The sequence below is a fragment of the Ruegeria sp. CDSA034 genome (genome assembly GCF_059612275.1).
On sequence record NZ_JBXWQH010000008.1, the window covers coordinates 99,105 to 123,992 of the forward strand.

Annotated in this window: 24 protein-coding genes; 10 read left to right on the plus strand and 14 right to left on the minus strand. The window is 58.3% G+C overall.

The window, feature by feature from the left end; genetic code table 11:
• Positions 1-33: 33 nt before the first annotated feature.
• The 3 genes from AC2FLJ_RS14320 to AC2FLJ_RS14330 form a co-directional block, all read right to left on the minus strand.
• Complete coding sequence (locus AC2FLJ_RS14320; RefSeq protein WP_496699389.1) at positions 34-2,931, minus strand: DNA translocase FtsK; 2,898 nt, start codon at positions 2,929-2,931, stop codon at positions 34-36.
• Positions 2,932-2,945: 14 nt separating this feature from the next.
• Positions 2,946-4,127 (minus strand): aminotransferase class I/II-fold pyridoxal phosphate-dependent enzyme, encoded by a 1,182-nt coding sequence (locus AC2FLJ_RS14325; RefSeq protein WP_496699391.1) that lies wholly within the window; start codon positions 4,125-4,127, stop codon positions 2,946-2,948.
• 108 nt (positions 4,128-4,235) lie between these two features.
• The gene (locus AC2FLJ_RS14330; protein ID WP_496699393.1) at positions 4,236-5,564 is read right to left on the minus strand and encodes an amidase; all 1,329 of its coding nucleotides are present in this window, start codon (positions 5,562-5,564) and stop codon (positions 4,236-4,238) included.
• Positions 5,565-5,618: 54 nt separating this feature from the next.
• On the opposite strand from AC2FLJ_RS14330, the gene AC2FLJ_RS14335 reads away from it, so the two are divergent.
• Positions 5,619-6,881, plus strand: coding sequence for an FAD-dependent monooxygenase (locus AC2FLJ_RS14335; RefSeq protein ID WP_496699395.1), 1,263 nt, complete (start codon positions 5,619-5,621; stop codon positions 6,879-6,881).
• On the opposite strand, the gene AC2FLJ_RS14340 is transcribed toward AC2FLJ_RS14335, so the two are convergent.
• The 4 genes from AC2FLJ_RS14340 to AC2FLJ_RS14355 form a co-directional block, all read right to left on the minus strand.
• Positions 6,878-7,063 (minus strand): Trm112 family protein, encoded by a 186-nt coding sequence (locus tag AC2FLJ_RS14340; RefSeq protein WP_282170493.1) that lies wholly within the window; start codon positions 7,061-7,063, stop codon positions 6,878-6,880. The two genes, AC2FLJ_RS14335 and AC2FLJ_RS14340, sit on opposite strands and share 4 nt — an antisense overlap.
• Positions 7,060-7,701 carry an LON peptidase substrate-binding domain-containing protein gene (locus AC2FLJ_RS14345; RefSeq protein ID WP_496706407.1) on the minus strand — a complete coding sequence of 214 codons (642 nt, stop codon included), beginning with the start codon at positions 7,699-7,701 and terminating at the stop codon, positions 7,060-7,062. Before AC2FLJ_RS14345 ends, AC2FLJ_RS14340 begins: the two co-directional genes overlap by 4 nt.
• Positions 7,702-7,728: 27 nt before the next feature.
• Entirely contained in the window at positions 7,729-8,646 is a 918-nt protein-coding gene (gene trxA, locus AC2FLJ_RS14350; protein WP_496706409.1) for a thioredoxin, read from the minus strand.
• Between the two features lie 76 nt (positions 8,647-8,722).
• Positions 8,723-9,511 (minus strand): exodeoxyribonuclease III, encoded by a 789-nt coding sequence (locus tag AC2FLJ_RS14355; RefSeq protein WP_496706411.1) that lies wholly within the window; start codon positions 9,509-9,511, stop codon positions 8,723-8,725.
• A gap of 181 nt (positions 9,512-9,692) precedes the next feature.
• Here AC2FLJ_RS14355 and AC2FLJ_RS14360 point away from each other — a divergent pair, with 181 nt between their 5' ends.
• Positions 9,693-10,253, plus strand: a complete 561-nt coding sequence (locus AC2FLJ_RS14360; RefSeq protein ID WP_282120318.1) for a hypothetical protein — start codon at positions 9,693-9,695, stop codon at positions 10,251-10,253.
• A gap of 154 nt (positions 10,254-10,407) precedes the next feature.
• Here the strand turns inward: AC2FLJ_RS14360 and AC2FLJ_RS14365 are convergent, their stop codons facing one another.
• Positions 10,408-11,094, minus strand: a complete 687-nt coding sequence (locus tag AC2FLJ_RS14365) for a response regulator transcription factor (protein WP_058272567.1) — start codon at positions 11,092-11,094, stop codon at positions 10,408-10,410.
• A 161-nt stretch (positions 11,095-11,255) separates the two neighbouring features.
• Here AC2FLJ_RS14365 and ribA point away from each other — a divergent pair, with 161 nt between their 5' ends.
• Positions 11,256-12,350 (plus strand): GTP cyclohydrolase II, encoded by a 1,095-nt coding sequence (gene ribA / locus AC2FLJ_RS14370; RefSeq protein WP_058272568.1) that lies wholly within the window; start codon positions 11,256-11,258, stop codon positions 12,348-12,350.
• Positions 12,347-12,847, plus strand: a complete 501-nt coding sequence (locus AC2FLJ_RS14375) for a L,D-transpeptidase family protein (RefSeq protein WP_282120320.1) — start codon at positions 12,347-12,349, stop codon at positions 12,845-12,847. Before ribA ends, AC2FLJ_RS14375 begins: the two co-directional genes overlap by 4 nt.
• On the opposite strand, the gene AC2FLJ_RS14380 is transcribed toward AC2FLJ_RS14375, so the two are convergent.
• Positions 12,831-13,490 (minus strand): YggS family pyridoxal phosphate-dependent enzyme, encoded by a 660-nt coding sequence (locus AC2FLJ_RS14380; RefSeq protein ID WP_496706413.1) that lies wholly within the window; start codon positions 13,488-13,490, stop codon positions 12,831-12,833. The two genes, AC2FLJ_RS14375 and AC2FLJ_RS14380, sit on opposite strands and share 17 nt — an antisense overlap.
• A 101-nt stretch (positions 13,491-13,591) precedes the next feature.
• Positions 13,592-14,617: a porin gene (locus AC2FLJ_RS14385; protein WP_496706414.1), complete on the minus strand. Its 1,026-nt coding sequence runs from the start codon at positions 14,615-14,617 to the stop codon at positions 13,592-13,594.
• Positions 14,618-14,900: 283 nt separating this feature from the next.
• Between AC2FLJ_RS14385 and AC2FLJ_RS14390 the strand changes: the two genes are divergently transcribed.
• From AC2FLJ_RS14390 to holA, 4 genes are all read left to right on the plus strand, one after another.
• The gene (locus AC2FLJ_RS14390) at positions 14,901-15,389 is read left to right on the plus strand and encodes a DUF3576 domain-containing protein (protein ID WP_108861114.1); all 489 of its coding nucleotides are present in this window, start codon (positions 14,901-14,903) and stop codon (positions 15,387-15,389) included.
• A 72-nt stretch (positions 15,390-15,461) separates the two neighbouring features.
• Positions 15,462-18,014: a leucine--tRNA ligase gene (gene leuS, locus AC2FLJ_RS14395; protein ID WP_496706415.1), complete on the plus strand. Its 2,553-nt coding sequence runs from the start codon at positions 15,462-15,464 to the stop codon at positions 18,012-18,014.
• Entirely contained in the window at positions 18,001-18,492 is a 492-nt protein-coding gene (gene lptE, locus AC2FLJ_RS14400) for an LPS assembly lipoprotein LptE (RefSeq protein WP_108861112.1), read from the plus strand. The genes leuS and lptE overlap by 14 nt, the downstream gene beginning before the upstream one ends.
• The gene (gene holA / locus AC2FLJ_RS14405) at positions 18,489-19,517 is read left to right on the plus strand and encodes a DNA polymerase III subunit delta (RefSeq protein ID WP_496706416.1); all 1,029 of its coding nucleotides are present in this window, start codon (positions 18,489-18,491) and stop codon (positions 19,515-19,517) included. The genes lptE and holA overlap by 4 nt, the downstream gene beginning before the upstream one ends.
• Here holA and AC2FLJ_RS14410 read toward each other — a convergent pair.
• Positions 19,514-20,698 (minus strand): TIGR03862 family flavoprotein, encoded by a 1,185-nt coding sequence (locus AC2FLJ_RS14410; RefSeq protein WP_496706417.1) that lies wholly within the window; start codon positions 20,696-20,698, stop codon positions 19,514-19,516. The two genes, holA and AC2FLJ_RS14410, sit on opposite strands and share 4 nt — an antisense overlap.
• Before the next feature lie 48 nt (positions 20,699-20,746).
• Here AC2FLJ_RS14410 and AC2FLJ_RS14415 point away from each other — a divergent pair, with 48 nt between their 5' ends.
• The gene (locus AC2FLJ_RS14415; RefSeq protein ID WP_282120326.1) at positions 20,747-21,043 is read left to right on the plus strand and encodes an HNH endonuclease; all 297 of its coding nucleotides are present in this window, start codon (positions 20,747-20,749) and stop codon (positions 21,041-21,043) included.
• On the opposite strand, the gene AC2FLJ_RS14420 is transcribed toward AC2FLJ_RS14415, so the two are convergent.
• The 3 genes from AC2FLJ_RS14420 to AC2FLJ_RS14430 are packed head-to-tail and all read right to left on the minus strand — an operon-like array spanning position 21,044 to position 23,126.
• Positions 21,044-21,781, minus strand: a complete 738-nt coding sequence (locus AC2FLJ_RS14420; RefSeq protein WP_496699409.1) for a VOC family protein — start codon at positions 21,779-21,781, stop codon at positions 21,044-21,046.
• A complete protein-coding gene (locus AC2FLJ_RS14425) occupies positions 21,778-22,386 on the minus strand; it encodes an enoyl-CoA hydratase/isomerase family protein (RefSeq protein WP_496699411.1) in 609 nt (202 codons plus the stop codon). The genes AC2FLJ_RS14420 and AC2FLJ_RS14425 overlap by 4 nt, the downstream gene beginning before the upstream one ends.
• Positions 22,383-23,126: an SDR family oxidoreductase gene (locus tag AC2FLJ_RS14430; protein WP_496699413.1), complete on the minus strand. Its 744-nt coding sequence runs from the start codon at positions 23,124-23,126 to the stop codon at positions 22,383-22,385. Before AC2FLJ_RS14430 ends, AC2FLJ_RS14425 begins: the two co-directional genes overlap by 4 nt.
• Before the next feature lie 138 nt (positions 23,127-23,264).
• Between AC2FLJ_RS14430 and AC2FLJ_RS14435 the strand changes: the two genes are divergently transcribed.
• Positions 23,265-24,788: a DUF2125 domain-containing protein gene (locus AC2FLJ_RS14435; protein ID WP_496706420.1), complete on the plus strand. Its 1,524-nt coding sequence runs from the start codon at positions 23,265-23,267 to the stop codon at positions 24,786-24,788.
• Positions 24,789-24,888 lie beyond the last annotated feature (100 nt).

Sequence of the window (24,888 nt, forward strand, 5' to 3'; positions counted from 1 at the left end):
CAGATAAGCGCTCTGCCCTTGTTATTAAATATCCTATTGTTCGGGTACGAGGATTTCGCGTTTCCCGACATGATTTGCCGACGAAACAACGCCTTCATCTTCCATTTGCTCAACAAGTCGCGCAGCTTTGTTGTAGCCAATGGCAAGTTTCCGCTGAATGTACGAGGTCGAGCATTTGCGATCCTTGATCACAATCGCCACCGCCTGATCGTATAGCGCATCTTCCCCGTTGGTGTTGCCACCGGTGTTGAGGCCCAATACGGCATCGATGTTGTCGGCTTTATCCTCAGATGGGCCGTCCAGTACGGTGTTCACATAGTCCGGTGGGCCGAACTGTTTCAGGTGGTTGACGATTTCCTCGACTTCCTCGTCCGAAACAAACGGGCCGTGGCAACGGGTGATCTTGGCGCCACCTGCCATATACAGCATGTCGCCCTGCCCCAGCAGTTGCTCGGCCCCCATTTCGCCCAGAATAGTGCGGCTGTCGACTTTCGAGGTCACCTGGAACGAAATCCGGGTTGGGAAGTTCGCCTTGATCGTACCGGTAATCACATCGACCGAGGGGCGCTGCGTGGCCATGATCAGGTGAATACCCGAGGCCCTTGCCATCTGCGCCAGTCGCTGGATACAGGCCTCGATCTCTTTGCCCGCGACCATCATCAGGTCGGCCATCTCATCAACAATCACGACGATGTAGGGCATCGCTTCGGGCGCGAACTCTTCTGTCTCGAACGTTGGCTCGCCGGTTTCATCGTCGAACCCGGTCTGCACGGTGCGGCTGAACATCTCGCCCTTGGCCAACGCGTCCTTCACGCGGCCATTGTAGCCCGCGATGTTGCGCACACCCATCTTGGACATTTTACGATAGCGGTCCTCCATCTCGCCCACGACCCATTTCAGCGCGACAACCGCCTTTTTCGGGTCGGTCACAACGGGCGACAGCAGATGCGGAATGCCATCATAGACGGACAGTTCCAGCATCTTGGGGTCGATCATGATCAGGCGACATTCGTCCGGTGTCAGCTTATATAGCAGCGATAGGATCATGGTGTTGATCGCAACCGACTTACCGGAACCGGTTGTCCCCGCAATCAACAAGTGGGGCATCTTGGCCAGGTTTGCGACCATGGATTCGCCGCCGATATCCTTGCCCAGCGCCAGTGGCAGCGCGTGGTTACCATCACCAAAATCACGGCTGGCAAGGATTTCGCGCAACACCACCATCTCGCGGTTTTCATTGGGCAATTCGATCCCGATCACCGAACGACCCGGCAGGGTCGAAACACGTGCCGACAGTGCCGACATCGAGCGCGCAATATCGTCGGCCAGACCGATAACCCGGCTCGCTTTCAGGCCCGGAGCAGGCTCTAGTTCGTACATGGTAACAACCGGGCCGGGGCGCACACTGGTGATCTCACCCTTGACGCCATAGTCGTCCAGCACGTTTTCCAACATGCGCGCGTTTTCTTCCAATGCCTCATCGCTGAGGTGATGGCGCTGAATGCTGGAAGGGTTGGACAGCAAGCTCAAAGGCGGCAGCTCAAAGTCCGAATGCCGGTCTTCAAAGGACAACCCAGGCTGTGCTTCGGCCTGTGCACGACGCGACGGCGCAGGGGTACGGCGAACAGGCTGTGCCACTACGGGTTTGCGCGGCTCGGCCACTGGAATTTTCATCGCAGGAAGCGGGGCCGGTTCGGGTTCGGGTGCGTCTTCAAATACGGCCTCATCCTCAAAGACGGGCTCGGGCGCAAAATCATGATGCAGGGGTTCCTGATGCCACTCGGGTTCAGGCTCTGCTGTCAGCATCGGCTCAGGCGGCAGACCGTCCAATGTCATCGGCGGCTCGGGGGGAAGCTCCTCTCCGCCTCTGGCGTTCAAAATCAACGGGTCCGGCCCCCGGCCACGCCCTTTGGTCAAAGGCAGGGTTGGATCGACCTCTGGCGCCACTTCACCCGCGGCCACTTTGCGATTGCGCACGGCTGCGGAAATCTTGGACTTGATACGATCTTCACCCGGCATTTCATCGAATCCGGCAACCGGTTCGCGGGCGACCAGTTCAGGTTCCGGCATGGGATCGGCGCGGCGGATCAGGCTTGGCATCCGCGCCAGCAGACCGGGTTTTGCGGGTTCGGGCTCTTCGAAATCCGGCTCTTCGAACATCGGATCGGCATACGCCATATCATCGTCAAACACCGCGTCGTTGGCCTCTGCGCGGATGGCCTTGCGCTCTTCCCACTGTGCCCGGCGATCTCGTGCCGCCTGTGCGGTAACCGACGCACTGCGACCCAAGAGGTTCATCAACATGTCATAGGACATCACAAGGCCCAACAAGAAGGCACGCGTGCCTTTGCGCACGTCGGCTTTTGTGAATCCAAGGACAAATGTACCCAGCACCAGCATGCCAGCTGCCATCGCCAGCGACATCAGTTTGACCATGAAATGTGACGATATAGGCAGCAGTGTCAGCAACGCACCCATGACGGTATCACCGAACAAGCCCCCCAGACCAAAGCTGTGGGTCGTGCGCCATGCCTCACCCGGCACCAAAGTCGCGGCATAAACGGAAACGATGGCAATCCAGATCGGAGCAAAGATAAGGCGGGCCACTGCGCGTTCCTCGCCGAAGTGCCCGGCAAAGCGTATGCCCCAGCCAATCAGCACCAGCGCGATGCTCCAACTGCCCCATCCGACGATCATGAACAGCGGCGCGGCGATCGACGCCCCAATCCGCCCCATCCAGTTCTGCACTGGCGCGTCTGTCGACACCATCCAGTTCGGATCATCCGGCGTGTAGGACCAGATCATCGCGGCTGAAGCCAGCCCCAGCAGGATCAGGGCGATCCCGATCAGTTCCTTGCTACGCCTTTCGATGGCGGCCTGGGTCGTACTGTCCAGCAATGGATCGCGGTTGCGCGCGTTATATGATGCCATTTTGCCCTCGTACCTCACGAATAGATGCAGTCACGGAGCGTAATCAGCCCCTGCCGCAACTCTGTTTTTGGGGCCACCATTGCGACCCGGATAAATTGTTCGCCCGGGTTTTGCCCCGGATCACCTTGAGAAAGATATGCACCAGGCAGCACCCGAACACCGGTTTCCTGCCACAGCCTTAATGTGGTTTCCTCGCCATTTTCGACTGGCAGCCATAGGAAAAACCCGGCTTCAGGCGCCATATAGCCCTGCACGCCCGCGAAAACCTCATCCGCGATCGTGTATTTTTCCTGATACAGCGCGCGGTTCTCTACAACATGCACCTCATCTGCCCAAACTTTTGCGGCGGCAGCCTGCAAAGGTAGCGGTAAAGGCGCACCTGCGTAGTTGCGTAACTGCTTGACCCTCTTGATGGTCTCGGGACCACCGGCGATCAGGCCCGAGCGCAGACCAGCCAGATTGGACCGCTTCGACAGTGAATTGAACAAGGTGATCCGCTCCGGATCGGCCCCAAGTTCCTGCGCGGCGGTCAGCACACCGGTTGGTGCCGTGTCGCGGTAAATTTCGGAATAACATTCATCCGCGAAGATGCGGAAATCATAGGTTTCGGCCAGTTGGATCAGTTCGACCCAATAGTCGCGCGAGGCGACTGCGCCCTGCGGATTGGCGGGAGAACAGATATAGGCCGCTACGGTGCGGTTCAGAACGTCCTTTGGTAGCCCCGAATAGTTCGGCAAGTGACCTGTGGCGGCAGTTGCGGATACGAATACAGGCTCGGCACGAACCGACAGTGAGGCCACCATATAGACCTGGTAGAATGGATTCGGGCACAGTATGACGGGCTTTTCACCGTTTTTCTGCTCGGGGCACAGCGCCATCGCGGCGTTGTACAATCCTTCGCGCGTGCCATTCAACGCCATCACGTTGGTGTCAGGGTCCATCGAAACGCCATAGCGGCGATCAATCCAGTCAGTAATCGCCGACCGCAACTCGGGCGACCCTTCGTTTGGAGGGTATCCTTTAAACCCGGCCGCGTTTTCTGTGATCACATCGGTGACCCACGCCGGAAAATCATGCATAGGCGCGCCAATGGTCATGTGAATCACTTCGCCACCCGGCTGGTGATGATCCAACAGGGTGCGCAGACGCGGGAATGCATATTCCGGTAGGTCCGAAAACCGTTCGGGGAAATTCATAACTACTGCCTCAATACCGGGATCATTTCGCCCCGTTTTACAGGCAGACTACAGATCGCACCCGGTTTCGTCCAGACAAAGAGGTGGCGAATCAGGGGATTGTGGCATTCAGGCCAACGCCGTCTCGGCCGCTGATCCCAGCCTTAGCAGGGCCTCTTCCGAGCCCGGATATCCCATCATCATCACGCCACAGCCGGGTATTCCGGTCGGCAGTGTCAGTGCAGCAAGTCCCATCAGATTGCCAATACGGGTGTTGCGCAGCGCCAACAGATTTTCCGTGACATAGTAGTCATGGTCATTCATCAACCGATCCAGATTCGGCGGCAAAATGGGCGCTGTCGGCGCAAGCACTGCATCAAACCCGGATGTGGCGGCATCCCATGCCGCCCGACAGGCTTTCAGCCTGGACCAGGCCGCGATGTAATCGGCTCCGGTCGCGTTTTGACCCGACCGAAACCGTTCCAGTATCTCGGGATACATGGCGTCAGGGTTGGCCTCGATCACATCGCGCCACAACCCATAAGCTTCGGTCGTGTACAGAATGCCGGACAGCGCCATGGCGTCGTGCAGCTCGGGGACGTCCAGCGGAACGATCTCGGCGCCTGCCTCGGTGAGTCTTTGCAACCCATCCTCAAAGGCCTTACGCGGTTCATCCCTCAGGTCGTCCTGCGCCACAGTCTGAAGATTGGCAAAGCGGCGGCCTTTCAGGCTGGCACCGCGAAGATCCAGTGGAGAGCGCCCCTCGAGCAAGGCCAGCATCTGAGCCGTGTCCTCGACTGAGCGGGTCAGTGGACCAATAGTGTCGAACCGCAGACACAAGGGCACTGTACCCTCAAGGCTGACGCGCCCGGCGGTGGTTTTCAGCCCGACCAGATTGTTCCAGGCCGCTGGAATGCGCACTGACCCGCCCGTATCTGAACCGATCCCACAGGCGGCAAGCCCCCAGGCCACCGATGCCGCCGCGCCGGAAGAAGAGCCTCCGGATACAGCGTCTTCGTCGTCAATGCATGGGGGTGTGCCAGTGATCGGGTTCAGGCCAAGGCCTGAGAAAGCCAGCTCGCTCATATGCGTCTTACCCAGACAGACCGTGCCCATGGCGGTGGCGTTACGCACAACGACCGCGTCCATTTCGGGCACCCGGCCTTTCAGCAAGGCCGAGCCTGCCTCAGTCGCGGTGCCGGCGGTGTCGAACAGATCTTTCCAGCTGATCGGCACACCATCCAACAGGGACCGCCGCAGGCCCAGATTGGCGCGCTCCTGCGCAGCCTGTGCCTCAGCTCGTGCACGATCATGCGTAACGCGGGCATAGATCCTGTCACGGTGCGGATGCGCGTCGATAGCGGCCAGATAGGTCTCGGTCAATTCAACCGGATCGATCTGTCCCATGCCGATACCCCGACCCAGATCACACGCCGCCATGGTCAGCCAGTCCTGCATCCCTGCCCCCTTGGAAAAAAAGCACTTTTAGGGAAGGTAGCGACAGGACCGCACATGGACAATCCCGAAAGGGCGCGCATATTGCAGGCCATGGAACACAACTCGGATATCCTGATCGTAGGCGGCGGCCTGAACGGCCCGGCCCTGGCACTGGCACTGGCCCAGACGGGGCATTCTGTCACCGTCATCGACGCATTGGCCGAAAAAGCACGGAAAAACGCGGCTTTTGACGGGCGCGCCTATGCGCTGGCGCTAGCCTCGCAGCGGTTGTTGGATGCGGTTGGCGTCTGGGACAAGGTGGCAGACCGTGCCCAGCCCATGCTTGAGATCAAGGTCACTGATGGCCATTCCGGCGCTGGTCCATCCCCGTTTTTCCTGCATTTTGACCATGCCGAGATAGAAGAAGGCCCGATGGGTTACATGGTCGAAGACCGCCACCTGCGCCGCGCGTTTCTGGATGCCATGGCCGAACAGGGCAGCATCACGCAGATCAGCGGCAAAACCGTTGTCGCGCAGGCCTCTGATGATACCGGCGTAGCGCTGACGCTGGATGATGGCACGACCCTGACCGGCGGATTGTTGGTTGGCTGTGACGGGCGCCGCAGTGGCACCGCCGCGCGTGCTGGGATCAAGCGCACCGGTTGGGACTACGGCCAGACCGCGCTGGTCTGTGCCATTGAGCATGACCTGCCCCATAACGGCGTGGCGCATCAGTTCTTCATGCCCCCCGGCCCCTTGGCGATTCTGCCGCTGACCGGCAATCGCAGCTCGATCGTCTGGAGCGAACGCTCCGAAATGGCCAAACGCATCAACGCCATGCCCGAGGCGGACTATCTGCAGGTATTGCGCCCGCGCTTTGGTGATTTTCTGGGTGACATCCGCCTTCAGGGCGACCGATTCACCTATCCGCTAAACCTGACGATCGCCAATTCCTTTATCGGTGACCGCATGGCTTTGGTCGGGGACGCCGCCCACGGCATGCATCCAATTGCAGGTCAGGGTTTGAACGCAGGTCTTCGGGACGTGGGTGCCTTGGCGGAAGTTCTGACACTGGCCGGACGGCGTGGCGAAGATATCAGTTCGGTATTGGTTTTGGAACGTTACCAGGAATGGAGACGGTTCGACACGGCGGCGCTGGCCATGGCGACCGATGTGTTCAACAAGCTGTTTTCGAACGACAACCCGATTCTGCGCTTCGGGCGCGACATCGGGATGGAGATCGTCGGCTCGATCCCCGGACTACGTCGCGGCTTTGTCCGTGAGGCCGCCGGGCTGACCGGAGATCTGCCAAAACTTCTGCAAGGGCGCGCGATTTAGTCAAGGTGCCGGGCTTCATCCACCAGCATCACCGGGATACCGTTGCGGATCGGAAAGGCTAGATTGGCAGCTTTGGACACCAGTTCCTGCTTTTCGGCGTCGTAGTGCAAAGTAGTGTGCGTCTGCGGACAGATCAGCGCCTCAAGCATGTGGCGATCAAATGGGTGTTCAGGTTCGGTCATTGCAGTTTTTCCTCGCTCGATCCGCCGCGCATGGCGAATTCAATCAATGTCACCAATGTCTCGCGGCGCGTGCGAAGGCAAGGTGCCTCAAGCAGCGCCTGTTTCTCTTCGGGATCGAAATCCAGCAGCATCGACAGAGAATTCACTAGCAGCTCGTCATCGGCATCCTTCAACGTGTCCCAGTCGGTCGACAGCTGGCGCGAGGAAAAAAACCGTTCAAGCAGATCCAAAAATCGCAACCGATCGAACGCATTGTCCGCCTCGGCCTTGCCAAGATCGCGGTCAAACCCGTCCCATGAAACAGCACAACGGCGATAAGGCGTAAACGCATCCAGCTCGGACTTGATCCGAAATCGCGAGATGCCGGACAATGTAATCAGGTAGCGACCATCTTCGGTTTCAGAAAACTGTGTCACACGTCCGGCACAACCGATTTGGTGCAGCTTGCTTTCGTTGGACTGACAGGGGTTCGGCTGGGCCATGCCGATCAAGCGTTCAGGCGTTTTCAGCGCGTCGTCCAGCATTTGCAGGTAGCGCGGCTCAAAAATATGTAGCGGCAAGCGAGACCGGGGCAGCAACAGCGCCCCGGGCAATGGGAAAACGGATATCGTCTCCGGCAGATCAGCGGGATGCATCATGTACCCGAGTGTAGCTCTGATCGGGATTTAGGCAAATATCATCGAACTGAGTTTGCGCCGCCCGTTCAGAACAATCGGATCATTGGGCTTGAGGGCGTCGAAAATTGTGAAAAGCTGCGCCTTTGCGGCACCGTCATCCCACTCGCGGTCGCGGCGGAACAGTTCCAACAATTGCGTAACAGCCTCTTCAACTTCACCATTGGCGTGCAGCGCCTGCGCAAGATCGAACCGCGCCTGATGATTGTCGGCATCCGCCTCGACCGCTGCTTTCAGCTCACCCACGGGACCTGCATCAGCCGCTTGTTTCGCCAGCTCAAGCTGGGCATGGGCTGCTTCAACCTCGGCCGAGGTTGAAATCTCTGCGGGTGCGCCATTCAAAATGGCCTCGGCCTGCTCCAGATCGCCTGCTGCAATATGGGCGCGCACCAGACCGCCATAAGCCGCGGCGTGGTTCGGGTCTTCCCCCAGAATGGCGGAAAAGGTCTGTGCGGCATCCACAGCTGCGCCATCGGCCAGCATTTCTTCGGCGGCCAGAACAGCGTCATCCAGCTGCCCCCCGGGGCTTTCACCACCGGCGGCCTCAATCACTCGGTCCACAAACGCCTTGATCTCGGACCCTGGAACGGCACCCTGAAACCCGTCGACCGGTTGACCTTTGTAGAACGCGTATACGGTCGGGATCGACTGAACGCGCATTTGCGAGGCGATCATCTGTGCCTCATCCACATTAATCTTAACCATCTTCACCGCCCCTTTGGCGGCGGTCACAGCCTCTTCCAACAGCGGCCCAAGCGTTTTGCACGGACCACACCAGGGGGCCCAGAAATCCACGATCACAGGGATTTCCTGTGAGGCCTCGACGACATCGGCCATAAAGGTGGCCTCGGATCCGTCCTTGATCAGATCGGCGGTATCGGGTCCGGCTGCGGCGTTCAGAAGGTCCATGGCATTCACTCTTTCGTTCGAATTTGGCCCCTATATGCAACTGCAATGTGCAGAAACCAAGGGGAGAGTTGCAGGGTCAAAGGTCGAATGTCGCAAAGACCGGTGCGTGGTCGCTGGGTTTTTCCCACCCGCGCGCATCGCGCAGAACGCGACTGGAGTGCCCCGCGTTCGAGATATCCTGCGTGGCCCAGACATGGTCCAGACGTCGCCCCTTGTCGGCTGCGTCCCAATCGCGGGCCCGGTAGGACCACCAACTGTATAGCTGCCCGTCGGGGATGTCCTGACGGGTAATGTCCACCCATCCGCCTGCGTCCTGCGTTTCGGCCAGCGCCTCAACCTCGATCGGCGTGTGTGAGACGACCTTGAGAAGTTGCTTATGCGACCAGACGTCATCCTCGCGCGGGGCGATGTTCAGATCGCCAACCAGAATGGACTTTTCGGGCTTTTCGGTATGGAACCAGTCGCGCATATCTGTGAGGTAGTCGAGCTTCTGCCCGAACTTCTCGTTCTTTTCACGGTCCGGGATGTCGCCACCGGCTGGGACATAGAAATTGTGAATGGTGACACCATTTTCCAACCGCCCAGCGATGTGGCGGGCGTGACCGAGACCGGCGAAATCCTTGTCACCGACCTCTTCCATCGGCAGGCGCGATAGGATGGCGACGCCGTTATACCCCTTCTGGCCCCTTGCAACCATGTGGGTGTACCCCAGTTCGGCAAATCCTTCGGTTGGGATCTTCTCAACCGGAGACTTGCATTCTTGCAAACACAGAATGTCCGGTGCCTCTTCCTGCAGCAATTTCAGCACGATAGGCTCGCGCAGGCGGACCGAGTTGATGTTCCAAGTAGCAAGAGTAAAGGGCATGGGGGATTCCTCTGTCGCGGTTGGCCGGAGGTTAGCGTGGTGTGGGATGGGGTGCCATGAGAAATGTGTGCCCGGGGTGAGCTTCTGCAAAAACGTAATTTGCGCTTGAAGCTGACCTTGCTTTTGAGATCAGTTGAGACTTGACCCACCGAGCGAGCGCCTTGTCGACGAGAATAATATTATGAAAAACAGAACTTATCTAATTCAGTTTGCGGCCTCAGCCTTGCTGTCATTTGTCGCTGCAAATGCAGTCATTGCCAAAGAAGTCCGTTTCTGGGACATGCCGACCGGCTGCAGTTGGACTGTGGAGTATTCGAACGGCAACACTTGGGTCAACACCTTCGACGGGCAGCGATCTGGCAAGTACATCGTCACCACAAAGGATAAATCTGGAAACAAAAACAGAGTAAAGACAACCGAGTACGACAAAGAGGGCTTGATGACCCAGCGCACTTGGGCGAACGGAAAGTGGGAGATGTTCGAACCACACAGTTGTTTTGGTGTTCCGGGAAAGTGTTCTTACACTTATCGAAACGCCGATGGTGTCGTTTCACAAACAACGTCAAAGACCACTGTAGTAGGACCTACACGTTATCGCGTTAAAGCCAGATCAGGTGACGCAGGTACATACTCGGTTGACACTGTAACGACCACTCACTTTGGTCTTGCCTTGAGTTCAAGAAACAAAAACTTTTGGGCCAAAATCACCGAGTTCCGAAATTGTGGCATTGCTGCTTCATAGGCCGCAGCTTAATTCCTCCCAACAAAAAAGGCCGGGCCATAAGGCCCGGCAGTCCAACAGGGAGGTGCATGTCATAACCCGGACATGCGCGGGTTGGGAGTACTCTAATTACACATCCAGAGTATCACTTTGATCCACGTCAATCCACCCGGAGTTACGAGACCAAGCGATATCCGCCCGATTCTGTGACCAAAAGGCGCGCGTTCGATGGATCGGGTTCGATCTTTTGGCGCAGACGATAGATGTGGGTTTCCAGCGTATGTGTGGTGACACCAGCGTTATAGCCCCAGACCTCGTGCAGCAGGACGTCGCGGGCGACCACGCCATCTGCCGAGCGGTATAGGAACTTAAGAATGTTGGTTTCTTTCTCGGTCAGGCGGATCTTGCGATCCTCTTCGGTGATCAACATCTTCATCGCCGGCTTAAAGGTATACGGCCCCAACACAAAGACCGCGTCTTCGGATTGTTCATGCTGGCGCAACTGCGCGCGGATGCGGGCCAGCAAGACCGGAAATTTGAACGGCTTAGAGACGTAATCATTGGCACCGGCATCCAAACCCAGAATGGTATCTGCGTCGCTGTCATGGCCGGTCAGCATCAGGATTGGGCTTTTGACGCCTTGTTTGCGCATCAGACGGCACAGCTCACGACCGTCCGTATCCGGCAGACCGACGTCCAGAATGACCAGATCGTAAATCGCCTCGCGTGCACGCTCCATGGCGGATTGACCGTCTGCCGCTTCGAACACGTCGAAATCCTCGGTCATCACGAGTTGCTCGCTGAGCGCTTCGCGTAGATCTTCATCGTCATCCACCAGCAGGATTTTCTTGAGCTGAGCCATGTCCGGTCCTCCTAAGCCTTTTCCACCATTTGCGTGCGGAAGATGCAATCAACAAGATTTACTGCAATGGTCTCACGCCCTCGTGTCTGACGCAGAGGAATTGTTTCACTTTTTCTTCTGTTCGGGTTAGACGAAGACCAACACGTTATAGGGTAACACAGATGAGTCTTATCCCCGATATCTCGGAATTGCTGGCACGGGCCCGCGCGGATCTGCGTATGGGCGTTCCCGTCGTATTGACTGATGACAGCGGGTTCAGCGTCATAGCGATAGCGTCTGAGACATTAAGCGCACAACGGCTGGCCGACCTTCGGAACTTCGAAGGTCAGCCTGTGGTCGCGATCACCGTAAGACGCGCAGAAACGCTGAAGGCACGCGCCTATGATGGCGACCTCGCACGGGTAATCATCCCATCGGACACCGACATCGCATGGGTTCAGGCGGTCGCAGACCCCTCGGATGATCTAAATACCCCGATGAAAGGCCCTCTGATGTCCGAGCGTCAGGGTAGCGCAAACCTGCACCGAATTGCCATCGCTTTGACGAAGTCCGCACGCCTCTTGCCGGCCGCCGTGGTGGTTCCCATTGATGACGGTCGCGATTTTGCGGTGGCACATGGCCTGACCTGCATCGACCACACCCGTGCCGCGCCGCATCTAGCGGACCGCAGCGCGCTGCACGCCATTGCCGCCGCACGCCTGCCGATGGAAGTGTCCGAGGCCGGTCGGCTGCACGTTTTCCGCCCAGAAGATGGCGGAGAAGAGCACTATGCCGTGGAAATCGGTCGCCCGGACAGAAGCAAACCTGTGCTGGCCCGTTTGCATTCGGCCTGTTTCACGGGCGACTTGATGGGCAGCTTGAAATGCGATTGCGGACCGCAATTGCGTGGAGCGCTTGCCCAGATGGGGTCCGAAGGCGCGGGCGTATTGCTGTACCTCAATCAAGAAGGACGCGGCATCGGCCTTGCCAACAAAATGCGGGCCTATTTCCTACAGGATCAGGGTTTTGACACGGTCGAGGCCAATCACCGATTGGGGTTCGAAGACGATGAACGTGATTTCCGACTAGGCTCGGACATTCTGAAAGAACTTGGTTTTTCGTCGGTTCGGTTGCTGACAAACAACCCGGCGAAAATCGCGATGATGGAAAAGACAGGCATCGCGGTGACCGAAAGAGTACCGCTGAAAGTGGGTGAAACAGCCCACAACCGGGGGTATCTGGCCACCAAGGCAGCGAAATCAGGCCATTTGCTGTGACCCCGGACGATCTGGTTCTTACGCCACGGGGCATAAGGTTTGCCGGGCGCCTCTTTCCTTGTTCGATCGGAAAAGGCGGCCTGACGGATGACAAGCACGAAGGCGATGGGGCAACGCCAATCGGTGTGCATCACATAGTCGGTATGCTGTTTCGACCAGATAGAATTGCAGCTCCGTCCTCATGGGCCATCCCAATAGGCCCCGGCGATCTTTGGTCTGATGACAGCGCGGACAGCCAGTACAATCAGATGGTCAGCGCGCCCTATGCCCCCAGCCACGAAAAGCTGCGGCGCGCGGACCCCCTGTACGATCTTGTTCTGATCACCGACTGGAACTGGCCGAACTCTGTGTCAGGCCGGGGATCAGCCATTTTCCTTCACCAGTGGAGACGCCCCGGCTACCCGACCGAAGGCTGTGTCGCTTTTCGCCGCGACCATCTGCATTGGATCGCGCGTAGAATTTCCCCCGGAACGCGTCTGATTATCCCGCAGGTTTGACCCTCTCGCCAAAGATCGCGGACCCCACGCGCACATGGGTGGCCCCCAACGCGATCGCCTGCTCGAAGTCACCGCTCATCCCCATCGAGAGCCCTTCTAAACCGTTGCGTTCGGCGATCTTGGCCAGCAACGCAAAATGCAGCGAGGGTTCCTCTTCAACCGGCGGGATTGCCATCAGACCCTGAACCGGCAAATCCAGTTCGCGGCACTCGGCGATGAAGGCGTCCGCATCAACCGGCATGATCCCTGCTTTTTGCTCTTCTTCTCCGGTATTGACCTGAATGAACAGATCCGGGCAGTGGCCAACCTCTTGCGCCAACCGTGCCAGCGTTTTGGCAAGCTTGGGCCGATCCACCGAGTGAATCGCGTTGAACAGTTCAATTGCCTGCCGGGCCTTGTTGGTTTGCAGCGGTCCGATCAGATGCAGGTCTATCCCTGAGAATTGCTCCTTAAAGCCCGGCCACTTTTCGGCCGCTTCCTGCACGCGGTTTTCCCCAAAACAGCGGTGGCCTTGGCTCAGCACAGCCTCAACACGTTCATTCGGCTGGACCTTTGAAACCGCGATCAGCTTTGTCGAACCCGCAAGTCGTCCGGCGGCGGATTCGGCCTTGGTGATGCGGGCAGTGATGTCGTGCAGCGACATGGATTTCCTCTCTCTGCTTTGGGGCAGGAAAACACCAAGTCCGCGCAAAAGAAAAGGGCAGGTCCGAAGACCTGCCCTTAAACTTTGTGGTTTAGCTCAACTTAGAAGTTGAACTGAGCACCGAAGTCGGCACGTACACGGCTGTCGCCGTCGCCGCGCTTCTCTTGGCCGAGACCACCGCGCAGCGATGCACCGCCGCCCAGGTCGTACTTAACGCCGATACCATACTGCTGCAGGTCGTCGTCCGCCGAACCGTCACCGTAAGCAGCGGTCAGAGTGGTTGCCGCGCCCAGGTTGTAGGCCAGCGACAGACCGTATGCGGTGCCGTTGCGATCGTCGTTTACAACGTCATCGTCAGCTACAAACAGAGTACCCGAGAAGTCACCGAATTCTGCACCCAGGGTCAGAACGGTCAGCGACTGCTTTTCGCTCGCGCTGTTCACGTTCGCCTTGGTCTGACCATAGGCCAGTGCAGCGGTGATGTTGTTGAAGTTGTAAGTTGCGCTGATGTCCCAGCGGTCTGCGTCCTGCGCAACACCGTCAAAAGCAATAGTTGCTTGGTCATATGACGCGCCGAATGCGAAATCGCCAACTGCGTACTGGAAGAACACAGCGTTCGAACCCGAACCGGTCGACGAGTAACCCAGGAAGCTATAGTCAACGCCCGAGTACTGGCCGATGAAGGATTCCAGGCCAGGCTCGTTACCGTAGTAGTTTGCCAGGTTGTCGAAGGAACCAGCAACGTTGCCAGCGTCAACACGCAGACCACCGTAGATGACCGAGAAACGTGCGCCGTTCAGGCCAGCCGAGTTGGCTTCGCCGTTGCCGGCATTTTCGTCAGCCTGCAGACGAACACGAGCCGAGAACTCAACGCCGCCATCGGTTTCTGCGGTGCCGTCGATGTTCAGACGGAAGCGCGAGACCAGGATGGTGTTGTCGGTGTCGACAGTCGCGGTGCCATCAGCAATGATGTCGCCGTTTGCATCTGTGGTGAAGTTGTTAACAGTACCGGTACGATCTTCGTAGTAGCCAATACCAAAACGACCGTAGCCGCTGAATTTAACGTCGGCCGCTGCAACACTTGCGGTTGCGATCAGAGCGGTCGATGCGAAGAGAACTTTTTTCATCTTGTTTCCCTCGGTTTCAAAAGTTTTTCTACTCGACACATGCCTCAGCACATGTCTCAGCACGGGAACCGTTTCGCTCGAATTACCCCCTTCACGCAAGCTTGCCTTAAATGTGAAGGGTGCATTGGCCCCAAATTGGTGCAAGGATGCCACAGTCGATAATCGGGGGCTAATCTGCCGTCCACACTGACATGTGTAACAAGAATAGGGTTGTTGCTGAACTGGACCTTGTCTAGGAGTAACACGTAATAGAGTAGACCAAGTGAAACAGGACCAGTCGACAATGCGCCTGCAGACGATTTTCGGTTTGATCATAATGACTGCTGCCGTGTCGGCCTGCGGACAGAATCAGAGTGCGGCTCCGAATCCCGCGTTGCTGTATACAGATAGCACACGCACAGAAGAACGAGAGCTGAACGATCCAGAACGCACGACAATCTGGGACGTGTTCAACCGCGGGAATGCTGAACAGATCGTCAATGTGAACCGGTATTTGTGGGCGGCCTCACTGGATGTACTGAATTTCCTCCCAATTCAGGAAGTTGATCCATTTACTGGCGTGATCGTAACAGGTTACGGCACGCCGCCTGGTGGCGGGCGTTCTTATCGCGCGACCGTGCATATAAGTGACCCGGCCCTGGCGGCGCGGTCGCTTTCGGTGGCACTGCAAAGCAGCGGAGGCGCTCCGGTCAGCGCTGCAACGGCCCGGGCGGTCGAGGATGCGATCCTGAACCGCGCACGCCAGTTGCGCATTGCGGACAACAAACTCTAGCCACCCGCCGAAAATCACAATATTACCACGCCGGGTTCACGCCCGGCGTTTTCATTCACGAAGGACCGCACAATGTCGCGCTACTCGGCCACCGAAATCGAAGCAAAATGGCAAGAGGCCTGGGACAGGGCCGGGATCTTCACCGCCGACCATAAGGCGGACAAGCCAAAATACTATGTGCTTGAGATGTTCCCCTACCCGTCAGGGCGAATCCATATGGGGCATGTGCGCAACTATACGATGGGCGACGTCATTGCGCGTCACAAGCTCGCGACGGGGCATAACGTGCTGCACCCGATGGGCTGGGATGCCTTCGGGATGCCCGCAGAGAACGCCGCCATGGCCATTGGCGGCCACCCGAAAGACTGGACCTATAGCAACATCGCCGACATGCGCGGACAGATGAAGCCACTGGGCCTGTCGATTGACTGGTCCCGCGAGTTCGCCACCTGTGACCCCGAATATTATGGCCAGCAACAGGCTCTGTTCCTCGATATGCTCGATACTGGGTTGGTTTACCGCAAGAACGCCGTGGTGAACTGGGACCCGGTCGACATGACCGTTCTGGCCAATGAACAGGTGGAAAATGGACGTGGCTGGCGCTCGGGCGCGCTGGTGGAACGGCGCGAGCTGACCCAGTGGTTCTTCAAAATCTCGGACTATTCCGAAGAATTGCTGGATGCGCTTGATACGCTGGAGAACTGGCCCGCCAAAGTGCGGCTGATGCAGGAAAACTGGATCGGCAAGTCGCGCGGCCTGCAATTTGGCTTCGAACGTACTGATGGTGGTGAGCCCATCACCGTCTATACGACTCGGCCCGATACGCTGTTGGGCGCGTCCTTTGTTGGTATTTCGCCGGATCACCCGATTGCCAAGCAGCTTGAGGCCGAAAACCCCGAAGTTGCTGAGTTTGTTGCCGAATGCCGCAAGGGTGGCACCACGGAAGAGGCCATCGAGACGGCCGAAAAGCTGGGCTACGACACCGGCATTCGCGTGCGTCACCCGCTGGACCCGAATTGGGAACTGCCTGTCTGGATCGCCAATTTCATCCTGATGGATTACGGAACTGGCGCGATCTTTGCCTGCCCCGCGCATGACCAGCGTGATCTTGATTTCTGCCGCAAGTATGGCCTGCCGGTCATCGACACCTTCTTTGCACTGGATGACGATAAGCCGGTCGACAAGATCGCCTTTGTGCCGCCGAAAACTGAAAAAGTCCGCTGGGTGGACCACTTCGCAGGCCTGACCGAGGCCACGGGGGATGAGGCGATCAACGCCACCGTCGATTTCGCGGAAAAAGCAGGTTGGGGTGAAGGCGTCACCAAATATCGCCTGCGCGATTGGGGGCTCAGCCGTCAACGCTATTGGGGTTGCCCGATTCCGGTCGTGCATTGCGACAAATGTGGCACCGTGCCCGAGAAGAAAGAGAATCTGCCGATCGAATTGCCTTACGACGATGGCAATGGCAAACCCATCGACTTCTCGATCCCCGGCAACCCGTTGGACCGCCATGCCAATTGGCGTGACACCCCTTGCCCGTCTTGCGGCGCGCCTGCCAAACGCGAAACCGACACGATGGACACCTTCGTCGATTCGTCGTGGTATTTCGCCCGTTTCACCGCACCACGCGCTGACACACCCACCGATCTGGCCGAGGCCGAATACTGGATGAATGTCGACCAGTATATCGGCGGGATCGAGCACGCAATTCTGCACCTGCTATATTCGCGCTTCTTCGCGCGGGCGATGAACATCACGGGTCACCTGCCTAAGAAAGCCATCGAGCCGTTCAATGCGTTGTTCACGCAAGGCATGGTCACGCATGAGATCTATCAGACACGCGACGCCAACGGTCGCCCGGTTTATCACCTACCCGAAGATGTGACCGACGGAAAACTGGCCGACGGCACCGAGGTTGAGATCATCCCTTCGGCCAAGATGTCTAAATCCAAGAAAAACGTGGTTGACCCGGTCAGCATAATCTCGGCCTTCGGCGCGGATACTGCGCGTTGGTTCGTCCTGTCCGATTCGCCGCCTGAACGGGATGTGGAATGGACCGCATCCGGGGCCGAGGCTGCGTTCAAGCACCTCAGCCGTGTGCATCGGATCGCGACGGAAATCGCCGAATCGGATGTTCCGGCCAATGCCGAGGATGAAACCCTGCTGCGTGAGATGCACAAAGCCATCCATGACGTCACAGGCGGTGTCGAGTCTTTCGGTTTCAACGCCTCAATCGCCAAGCTTTATGCTTTCACCAACACGCTGGCCAAATCCAAGGCGGGCACCGCAGCCAAGCGCGAGGCCGCCAAAACGCTGGCACAGCTGATGTCGCCGATGACCCCACACCTGTCCGAGGAGCTTTGGCAGCTGCTGGGTGGCGAAGGACTGGTTGCCACGGCACCATGGCCTGTTGCGGATGCAGCTATGCTGGTGGACGACACCGTCACCCTGCCGATCCAGATCAACGGCAAGCGCCGCGCGGAAATCAGCGTGGCCAAAGATATGCCCAAGGACGAGGTTGAAAAAGTCGCGCTGAGCACCGAAGCTGTGCAAAAGGCGCTAGATGGCGCCACACCCAAGAAAGTGATCGTTGTACCGGGCCGGATTGTGAATGTCGTCGTTTAACCGCAGAACCTTTTTGCTGATGCCGCTGGCCCTTGCCGCCTGCGGGTTTGAACCTGTGTACGCTCCGGGCGGATCGGGCTCGGCGCTTTTTGGTCGCGTAGAAGTGTCGGCGCCAAACACGGTCACCAGCTTTCTTCTGGTCGAAGATCTGGAACAAAAGCTTGGCCGTAGCGCAACATCCGGCAGTGAATACAGTCTGGACGTTTCCGTCGTGACCCAGACGGTGGCGGCATCGATCACCTCAACGAACGAAACCAACCGTCTTATCATCAACGGGACTGCCAACTATTCGCTTAGATCGAAAGCGACTGGGCAAGTTCTTGCCTCGGGCTCGGTGACGGACTTCGTGGGGTATTCGGCTGCCGGTTCCACCGTATCCACCCTGGCTGATGAGCGGGATGCAACGCAGCGCCTGATGGTGATTCTGTCCGATCAGATCATCAGTCGGCTGTACGCCACGCCGGGCCTGTCCGCATGAAGCTGAGCCCGCGCGAGGCCGAGGGATATTTCTCGAGACCCGACGCGGATAAGACCGGGTTGTTGATCTACGGTGCGGATGCGATGCGCGTGGCGCTAAAGCGGCAACAGGTTTTGGCCGCTCTGCTGGGCGCCAATGCCGAAGAAGAGATGCGGTTGACCCGCCTGCCCGGAAGCGATCTGCGTGGCGATCCGGCTTTGTTGCTGGACGCGGTCAAGGCGGTCGGGTTCTTTCCCGGACCACGCGCTGTATTCGTCGAAGACACAACCGACACGGCCGCCCCCGCAATCCTTGCCGCACTGGAGGATTGGGTGGCTGGCGATGCCCAGATCATCGTCACCGCCGGACAGCTAAAGGCCAGTTCCAAGATTCGCAAAGCGTTCGAATCGCACCGCTCGGCCTATGCGGTAGGTATCTATGACGACCCACCATCCCGGGCCGAAGTCGAACGAATACTTTCTGAGGCCGGTTTGCAGAACATCCCGCGCGATTCGATGGCCGCGATTGCTGAACTGGCAACCGGTATAAGCCCCGGTGACTTTACCCAAACGATTGAGAAACTGTCGCTTTACAAGCGCGATGACAGTTCCGAGCTGACCATTGAAGACGTCGAAGCCTGCGCGCCCCGCTCGACCGAGGCCGCACTGGATGATGTGCTGAACGTGGTTGCCGATGGTCGCGCGGGTGAAATCGGCCCGCTGATCCGACGTTTGCAATCACAGGGAACCAATGCGGTCAGCCTGTGCATCGGCGCGACAAGGCACTTCCGCACTTTGTACGCCTGCGCATCCGATCCGGGCGGAGCAGCACAGGGCATCGGAAAGCTGCGCCCCCCGGTTTATGGGAAACGGCGCGACCGCATTCTGCGTCAGGCCCAAGGGTGGGGTGCGCCAAAATTGCAAACTGCGTTGACGGTTCTGACAGATACGGACCTGTCGCTGCGCTCGGCCGGGCAAACGGCACCGGCCATGGCATTGGTCGAACGTGCCATGATCCGTTTGGCGATGCTGGCGCGGACCCGCTAACCGCTTTGATCCAACCAATATGCCGCCGAACGCCCAGCCCAACGGCCGGTCGCTAGGCAGGCTGTCAGAAGGTACCCCCCGGTCGGGGCCTCCCAATCCAGCATCTCGCCCGCGCAAAACACTCCGGGACATGCAGTAAGCATGAGCCCCTCATTAAGCGCCGAACGTGGCACACCTCCTGCTGTGGAGATGGCCTCGTCCATCGGGCGCAGGCCCGAGTGTCTGATCTGCAGATGCTTGATCACGCTTACGTCTAGCGATGGAAACTGGCCATCGCGCTTGGACATTTCATGAAACAGGGCGACCTTTTGCGGAGACAGGTGCAGAGATTTCTTCAGCCACTGCGAAAAGGTCGTTTTCGATTTCTTTGACGCAAAACGACTTCGCAACGTATCGGCATCCAAATCCGGAACCAAATCGACAAAAAGCGGTGCTCTGTCACGCAAGGCCGGGGTCAGTGAGTACAATCCACCCCCTTCCAAACCTTTCGCCGAAACCGCAGCCTCGCCGCGACTTTCCAACTCTCCGGCCCTCCATCGCACCGATTTCAAAGCCGCGCCAAAATGCGGCTGCATATGGGGGCTCCATTCCACGGAAATGGCTGAGTTTGCGGGTGCGAAAGGTGCGAGGGGCACGCCTTTACCCGTCAGCACCGATGCCCATGCTCCGTCTGATCCCAACCGCGACCAGCTTGCCCCGCCCAGCGCAAGAACGGTCACATCGGGGAATAGCTTCTGCCTGCCATCAGCCGTGTCGAATACGGCTTGGGCACCGTCCCAACCAACCCACCGCCAGCGTGTTCTGACCTGAACGCCAGCCTCTGCCAGCCGTGCCAGCCACGCCCGCAACAGCGGAGAGGCCTTCATCGATGTCGGAAACACCCGCCCGGTCGAGCCTGTGAACAGCTCTTGCCCCAACCCTTGCGCCCATGTTTGCACGTTCGAGGCATCAAACTCGGCAATCATTGGTCGCAACCAGGTCGCAGCCTCACCATAGGATCCCAGCAAAGTCTCAAGCGGCTCGTCCTTGGTCAAATTCAGCCCGGACTTCCCGGCCATCAGGAATTTTCGCGCCACCGAAGGCTTGGCCTCGGCCACAACAACAGAATGCCCGGCTTTGGCTATTTCCTCGGCCGCCATCAGGCCTGCGGGTCCGCCGCCGATCACCAGTGCCTTTGCCATCCCTGCCCTCTTGCCTTTCGCGCCACCTGACGCAACCTTACCCTCGTCATGACGAACCGCGATCCGACCTGCCCGCTCTGCAACCGCCCGATCCCGGACGGGGGCGGAAGCCTGCACCATCTGATCCCAAAACTCAAAGGGGGCAAGGGCGGACCCACCGTCCTGCTGCACCAGATCTGCCATAAAGAGGTGCATGCGACCCTGACCGAGGCGGAATTGGCCCGTGAATTCAACAGCGTCGAGGCCCTGCGCGCCCATCCGAGGTTGGAGAAATTCCTGAATTGGGTTCGCAAACGCCCGCCCGGCTTTCGCTCGAAAGTTCCGGGCAAGCGTCGAGGTCGTTGATCAGCCGGGATTAACCGGGTCGCCAAACGCGTCCCGCGTCGGCGCGGCAAGCCCCTGAAACTCCAACCCGCGATAATCGGGTACATTGGCAAACCTGACGCCTTTGACGTGTTGGAACTCCAACGTTGTGTAGGGGCGTTTCCACAGCCATTCGCGATTTCCTACTGACCAAGGGTCTGGATTTGGCGGAGCCTCGTCGGTGAACGCGTAAAAATGCAGATCAAAGCCGTATTGCCCAATGTCCTGCATCGAAAGCAGGCGCATGCCCTTGCCCCGGCAGAATTCATCCTCGGCTTCTATATTTCCGGTGCGCAGGGTGATCTGGCCGATACAAGCCTGCGCAAACGGATCGCTCGGATCTGCTGCGTTTAGCGGCCGGTTGCCTTCGAAATCATGCTGAAGCAGCTCGATCACGAACCCTTCGGGGTCTTTGAGATGGCACATATACCCGATGTTCAGAAACTGCTTCGGGTCCGAAACCTCAATTCCCTTTTCGCGCAGGAAAGCGGCCGCCAGATCGACATCCGGAACGGTGATGCCGATCTTCCAATAGCGTTGTCCTGTGTCATGGGTGTATCCGCCGCCGCCAGGCATCAGCAGCAAATCGGCGTCCTGCCCCGGATAGCCGATGCGCAGGCTCACCCCCTGGGCCTGAACCGGCATCCCAAGGACATCCGTATAGAATTTGCCCAGTTGTTCAGGATCGGCGACGCGTAGTCGCAGGCCAGACAGCCTCATCCGCACAGCCCGGCAATACCGGCAGCGATCTTGGGGTCGGCGGCGGTGCTATCAGCGACCAGTTCACGCGCTGTCTGCATCAGCGCATCCGGTGCCACCACCCGGTCCACCAGACCAAAGGTATAAGCCTCATCCGCGGTGATCTTTTGCCCGGCCATCAGGATCATCTTGGTGCGGGATGGTCCGATCAGGGCTGACATGCGGGCGGGATCAGACGGTTGCGGTAAAAACCCCAGTTTCATCACGGGATAGAAGAACTTGGCGGACGGGACTGCAATTCGAATATCGCAGGCCAGCACCATACCGTTCGCTCCCCCAGCCAGGGTTCCATTCAACGCGGCGACCGTCAGGCATGGCAGGGCGGCGATTGCGCCCGACAAACGCTCCCATACATCCGAAGTTGCAAGCCCCGCGCGTGCCTCAGCCAGATCCGCCCCGGCACTGAACACACTGCCCGTCCCGGTCAGGATCAACGCGCGTGCCTCAGTGGCGGCTTCGGCAATTTCGGCCAGCTCAGTCAGCATCGCCCCGGTCAGCGCGTTGGCTTTGCCGGGGTTGTTCAACGTAACAATCCACAAACCGTCTTCTTTGTTTAGTTCGATCACGTCAGCCCAACCCTTTGTCGAATATCTTCACGCCGCAACGAGATTTCGGATCCCAAAAATTCATCCGCATCGGACGTGCACATCCACAGCAGCGCTTTGGCTGGCCAATCGGCGGGAATATGATCGCTCCAATCCAACTGGCTGACGGCGTTGATACCGCTTGTCTTGATTACCCGCTGCATATCCGTCGCCACGGTGCCCGGGGACAGACCCATGGCGCGGATACCGTGCAACGATTCCTCAAGATGGAGGCATTCCGTCAGCATTTTTGCACCAGCCTTGGAGGCACAATAGTGGCTCCATGCCTCAACCGGGTTCGAGGCCGCGCCTGATGATACGGTCAGCACGGTGCCTCCACCTGCTGCGCGCATGATGGGCAGGGCAGCGCGCATTCCGTAGAACACACCCTTGAGATTTATGTCTATCGCCTTGTCCCAGGCCGCGACATCCGCGTTCGAAAGATGGAAGATCGGGTCAATAACACCGGCATTCCCGATCAGAACATCCAAACCACCAAAGCGGTCGACGCAATCTGCCACAGCCTGTTCAACCTGCGCAAAATCACTGACGTCACATTCCAGTGCGATTGCGTTTTCGCCCAGCGCAGTTGCCAATGCGGCGATCTGATCGCGGCTACGCGCGAGCAGCGCCACGTTCGCACCTGCTGCGGCAAAAAGGCGCCCTGCCTCTGCTCCGATGCCGCGGCTGGCCCCAGTTATCAGTACGGTTTTCCCCTGCATTTGGTTCCTATACCTCCAACGGTTTGAATTTGTGTGAATGCTTACCGCGCGAAGGGGGAAAGGGTCCAGCCCTTGCCCCTTGACGCCCGACGTCACAAGCACGACGATGCCGGCAAAATTATCTAGAAGGGTACTGTAATGTCCGTTTTCCTTCGCCGCAGTTGCGGTGCTGTATTGGCATATGCCGTTATCACACAAGGCGCACTTGCCGACCTGACCTCGCAGGATGTCTGGAATGATTGGAAAACCTATCTGGGTCAGATGGGGTACACCGTTTCGGGCGACGAAACCGTTTCAGGCAATGTAACTACGATTGCCGACATGGCTGTTTCGATGGACCTGCCGGAAGAGGATGCAACCTTCCAGATGGTCGTTCCGGAAATGAGCCTGACGGAAAACGGCGACGGCACGGTCAGCATCGATTTCCCTGACACTTATGTGATGACCGTGTCCGGCCAGGGAGATGGCGAGGAATTCTCGGTCGATATCAACTATTCTGAGACCGGAATGAACCTGGTCGTTTCAGGCTCGCCCGACGAAATGACCTACGACTATTCGGCCGACACGATAGGTATCAAGCTGGATGGTCTGAATGTGGACGGCGAAAAGATGCCCGCTGATGCGCTCGCGCTCAGCTTAAACATGACAGATCTGGCTGGCAGCTCGGTCATGAAAATCGGCGAAAACCGTGACATTGATCAGAAGTTCACCGCGGGTGGGATGACCTATGATATGGCGTTCCAGGACCCGGACAGCGGCGACACGGCTAGGGTTGACGGCTCGATGAGCCAGCTGGCGTTTGAGGGCACAAACGTTATCCCATCCGAATTCGACATCTCGGACCCGCAGGCCTTCTATGAGGCGGGCTTCTCGTTCTCGGGGCTGTTCACCTACGGATCCGGCCAGAACGCGATTGCAGGCACCAGCGAAGGCGAGGCATTCTCGGTCGGAAGCGAGTCTCAGGGTGGCAAATTTGGCGCCAGCATCGACGCAGAGCGTCTTGCCTATGACATCGAGCAGAACAGCGCGAAAGTCGCAGTGACGACGGCCGACCTGCCTTTCCCGATCGAAATCGCGATGGAGAATGCCGGGTTCAAGTTTGAAATTCCGGTGCAGAAATCCGAGGAAATCCAACCGTTTGGGTTCGCCATGAACCTGACCGACTTCACCATGTCGGATATTCTGTGGAGCATGTTCGACCCAGCAGGCGCACTGCCGCGCGACCCGGCGACGATTGCGCTGGACACGACCGGGACCGCCAAGGTTCTGTTGAACATCTTTGATCCTACCGCAGTCGAAAACCTGGATACATCTGACGCAGCACCGGGCGAATTACACTCGCTGAAGATCAACGAACTGCTGGTGTCTCTGGTCGGAGCCAAGCTGACCGGTGAAGGCGATTTCACCTTCGACAACTCCAACGTCTCAGAGTTCGACGGAATGCCCACGCCGACCGGCGTTGCCAAGCTGAAACTGAATGGTGCCAACGAACTGATCGACAAGTTGATCGAGATGGGGCTGGTGTCGGACAGCGATGCAATGGGCGCTCGGATGATGATGGGTCTGATGGCCGTACCGGGTGACGAGCCCGACACGCTGAATTCGGAAATCGAATTCACTGCGGATGGTCAGATTCTGGCGAACGGCCAGCGTATCAAGTAACACTTCGGGAAGGCGGCACCGCTGCCTTCCCAATCCTTCGCCCGTGGTGCGAACTCCGGCACCGGGCGCATCGTGGCGAATTCCATTTCAATAGTTTGCT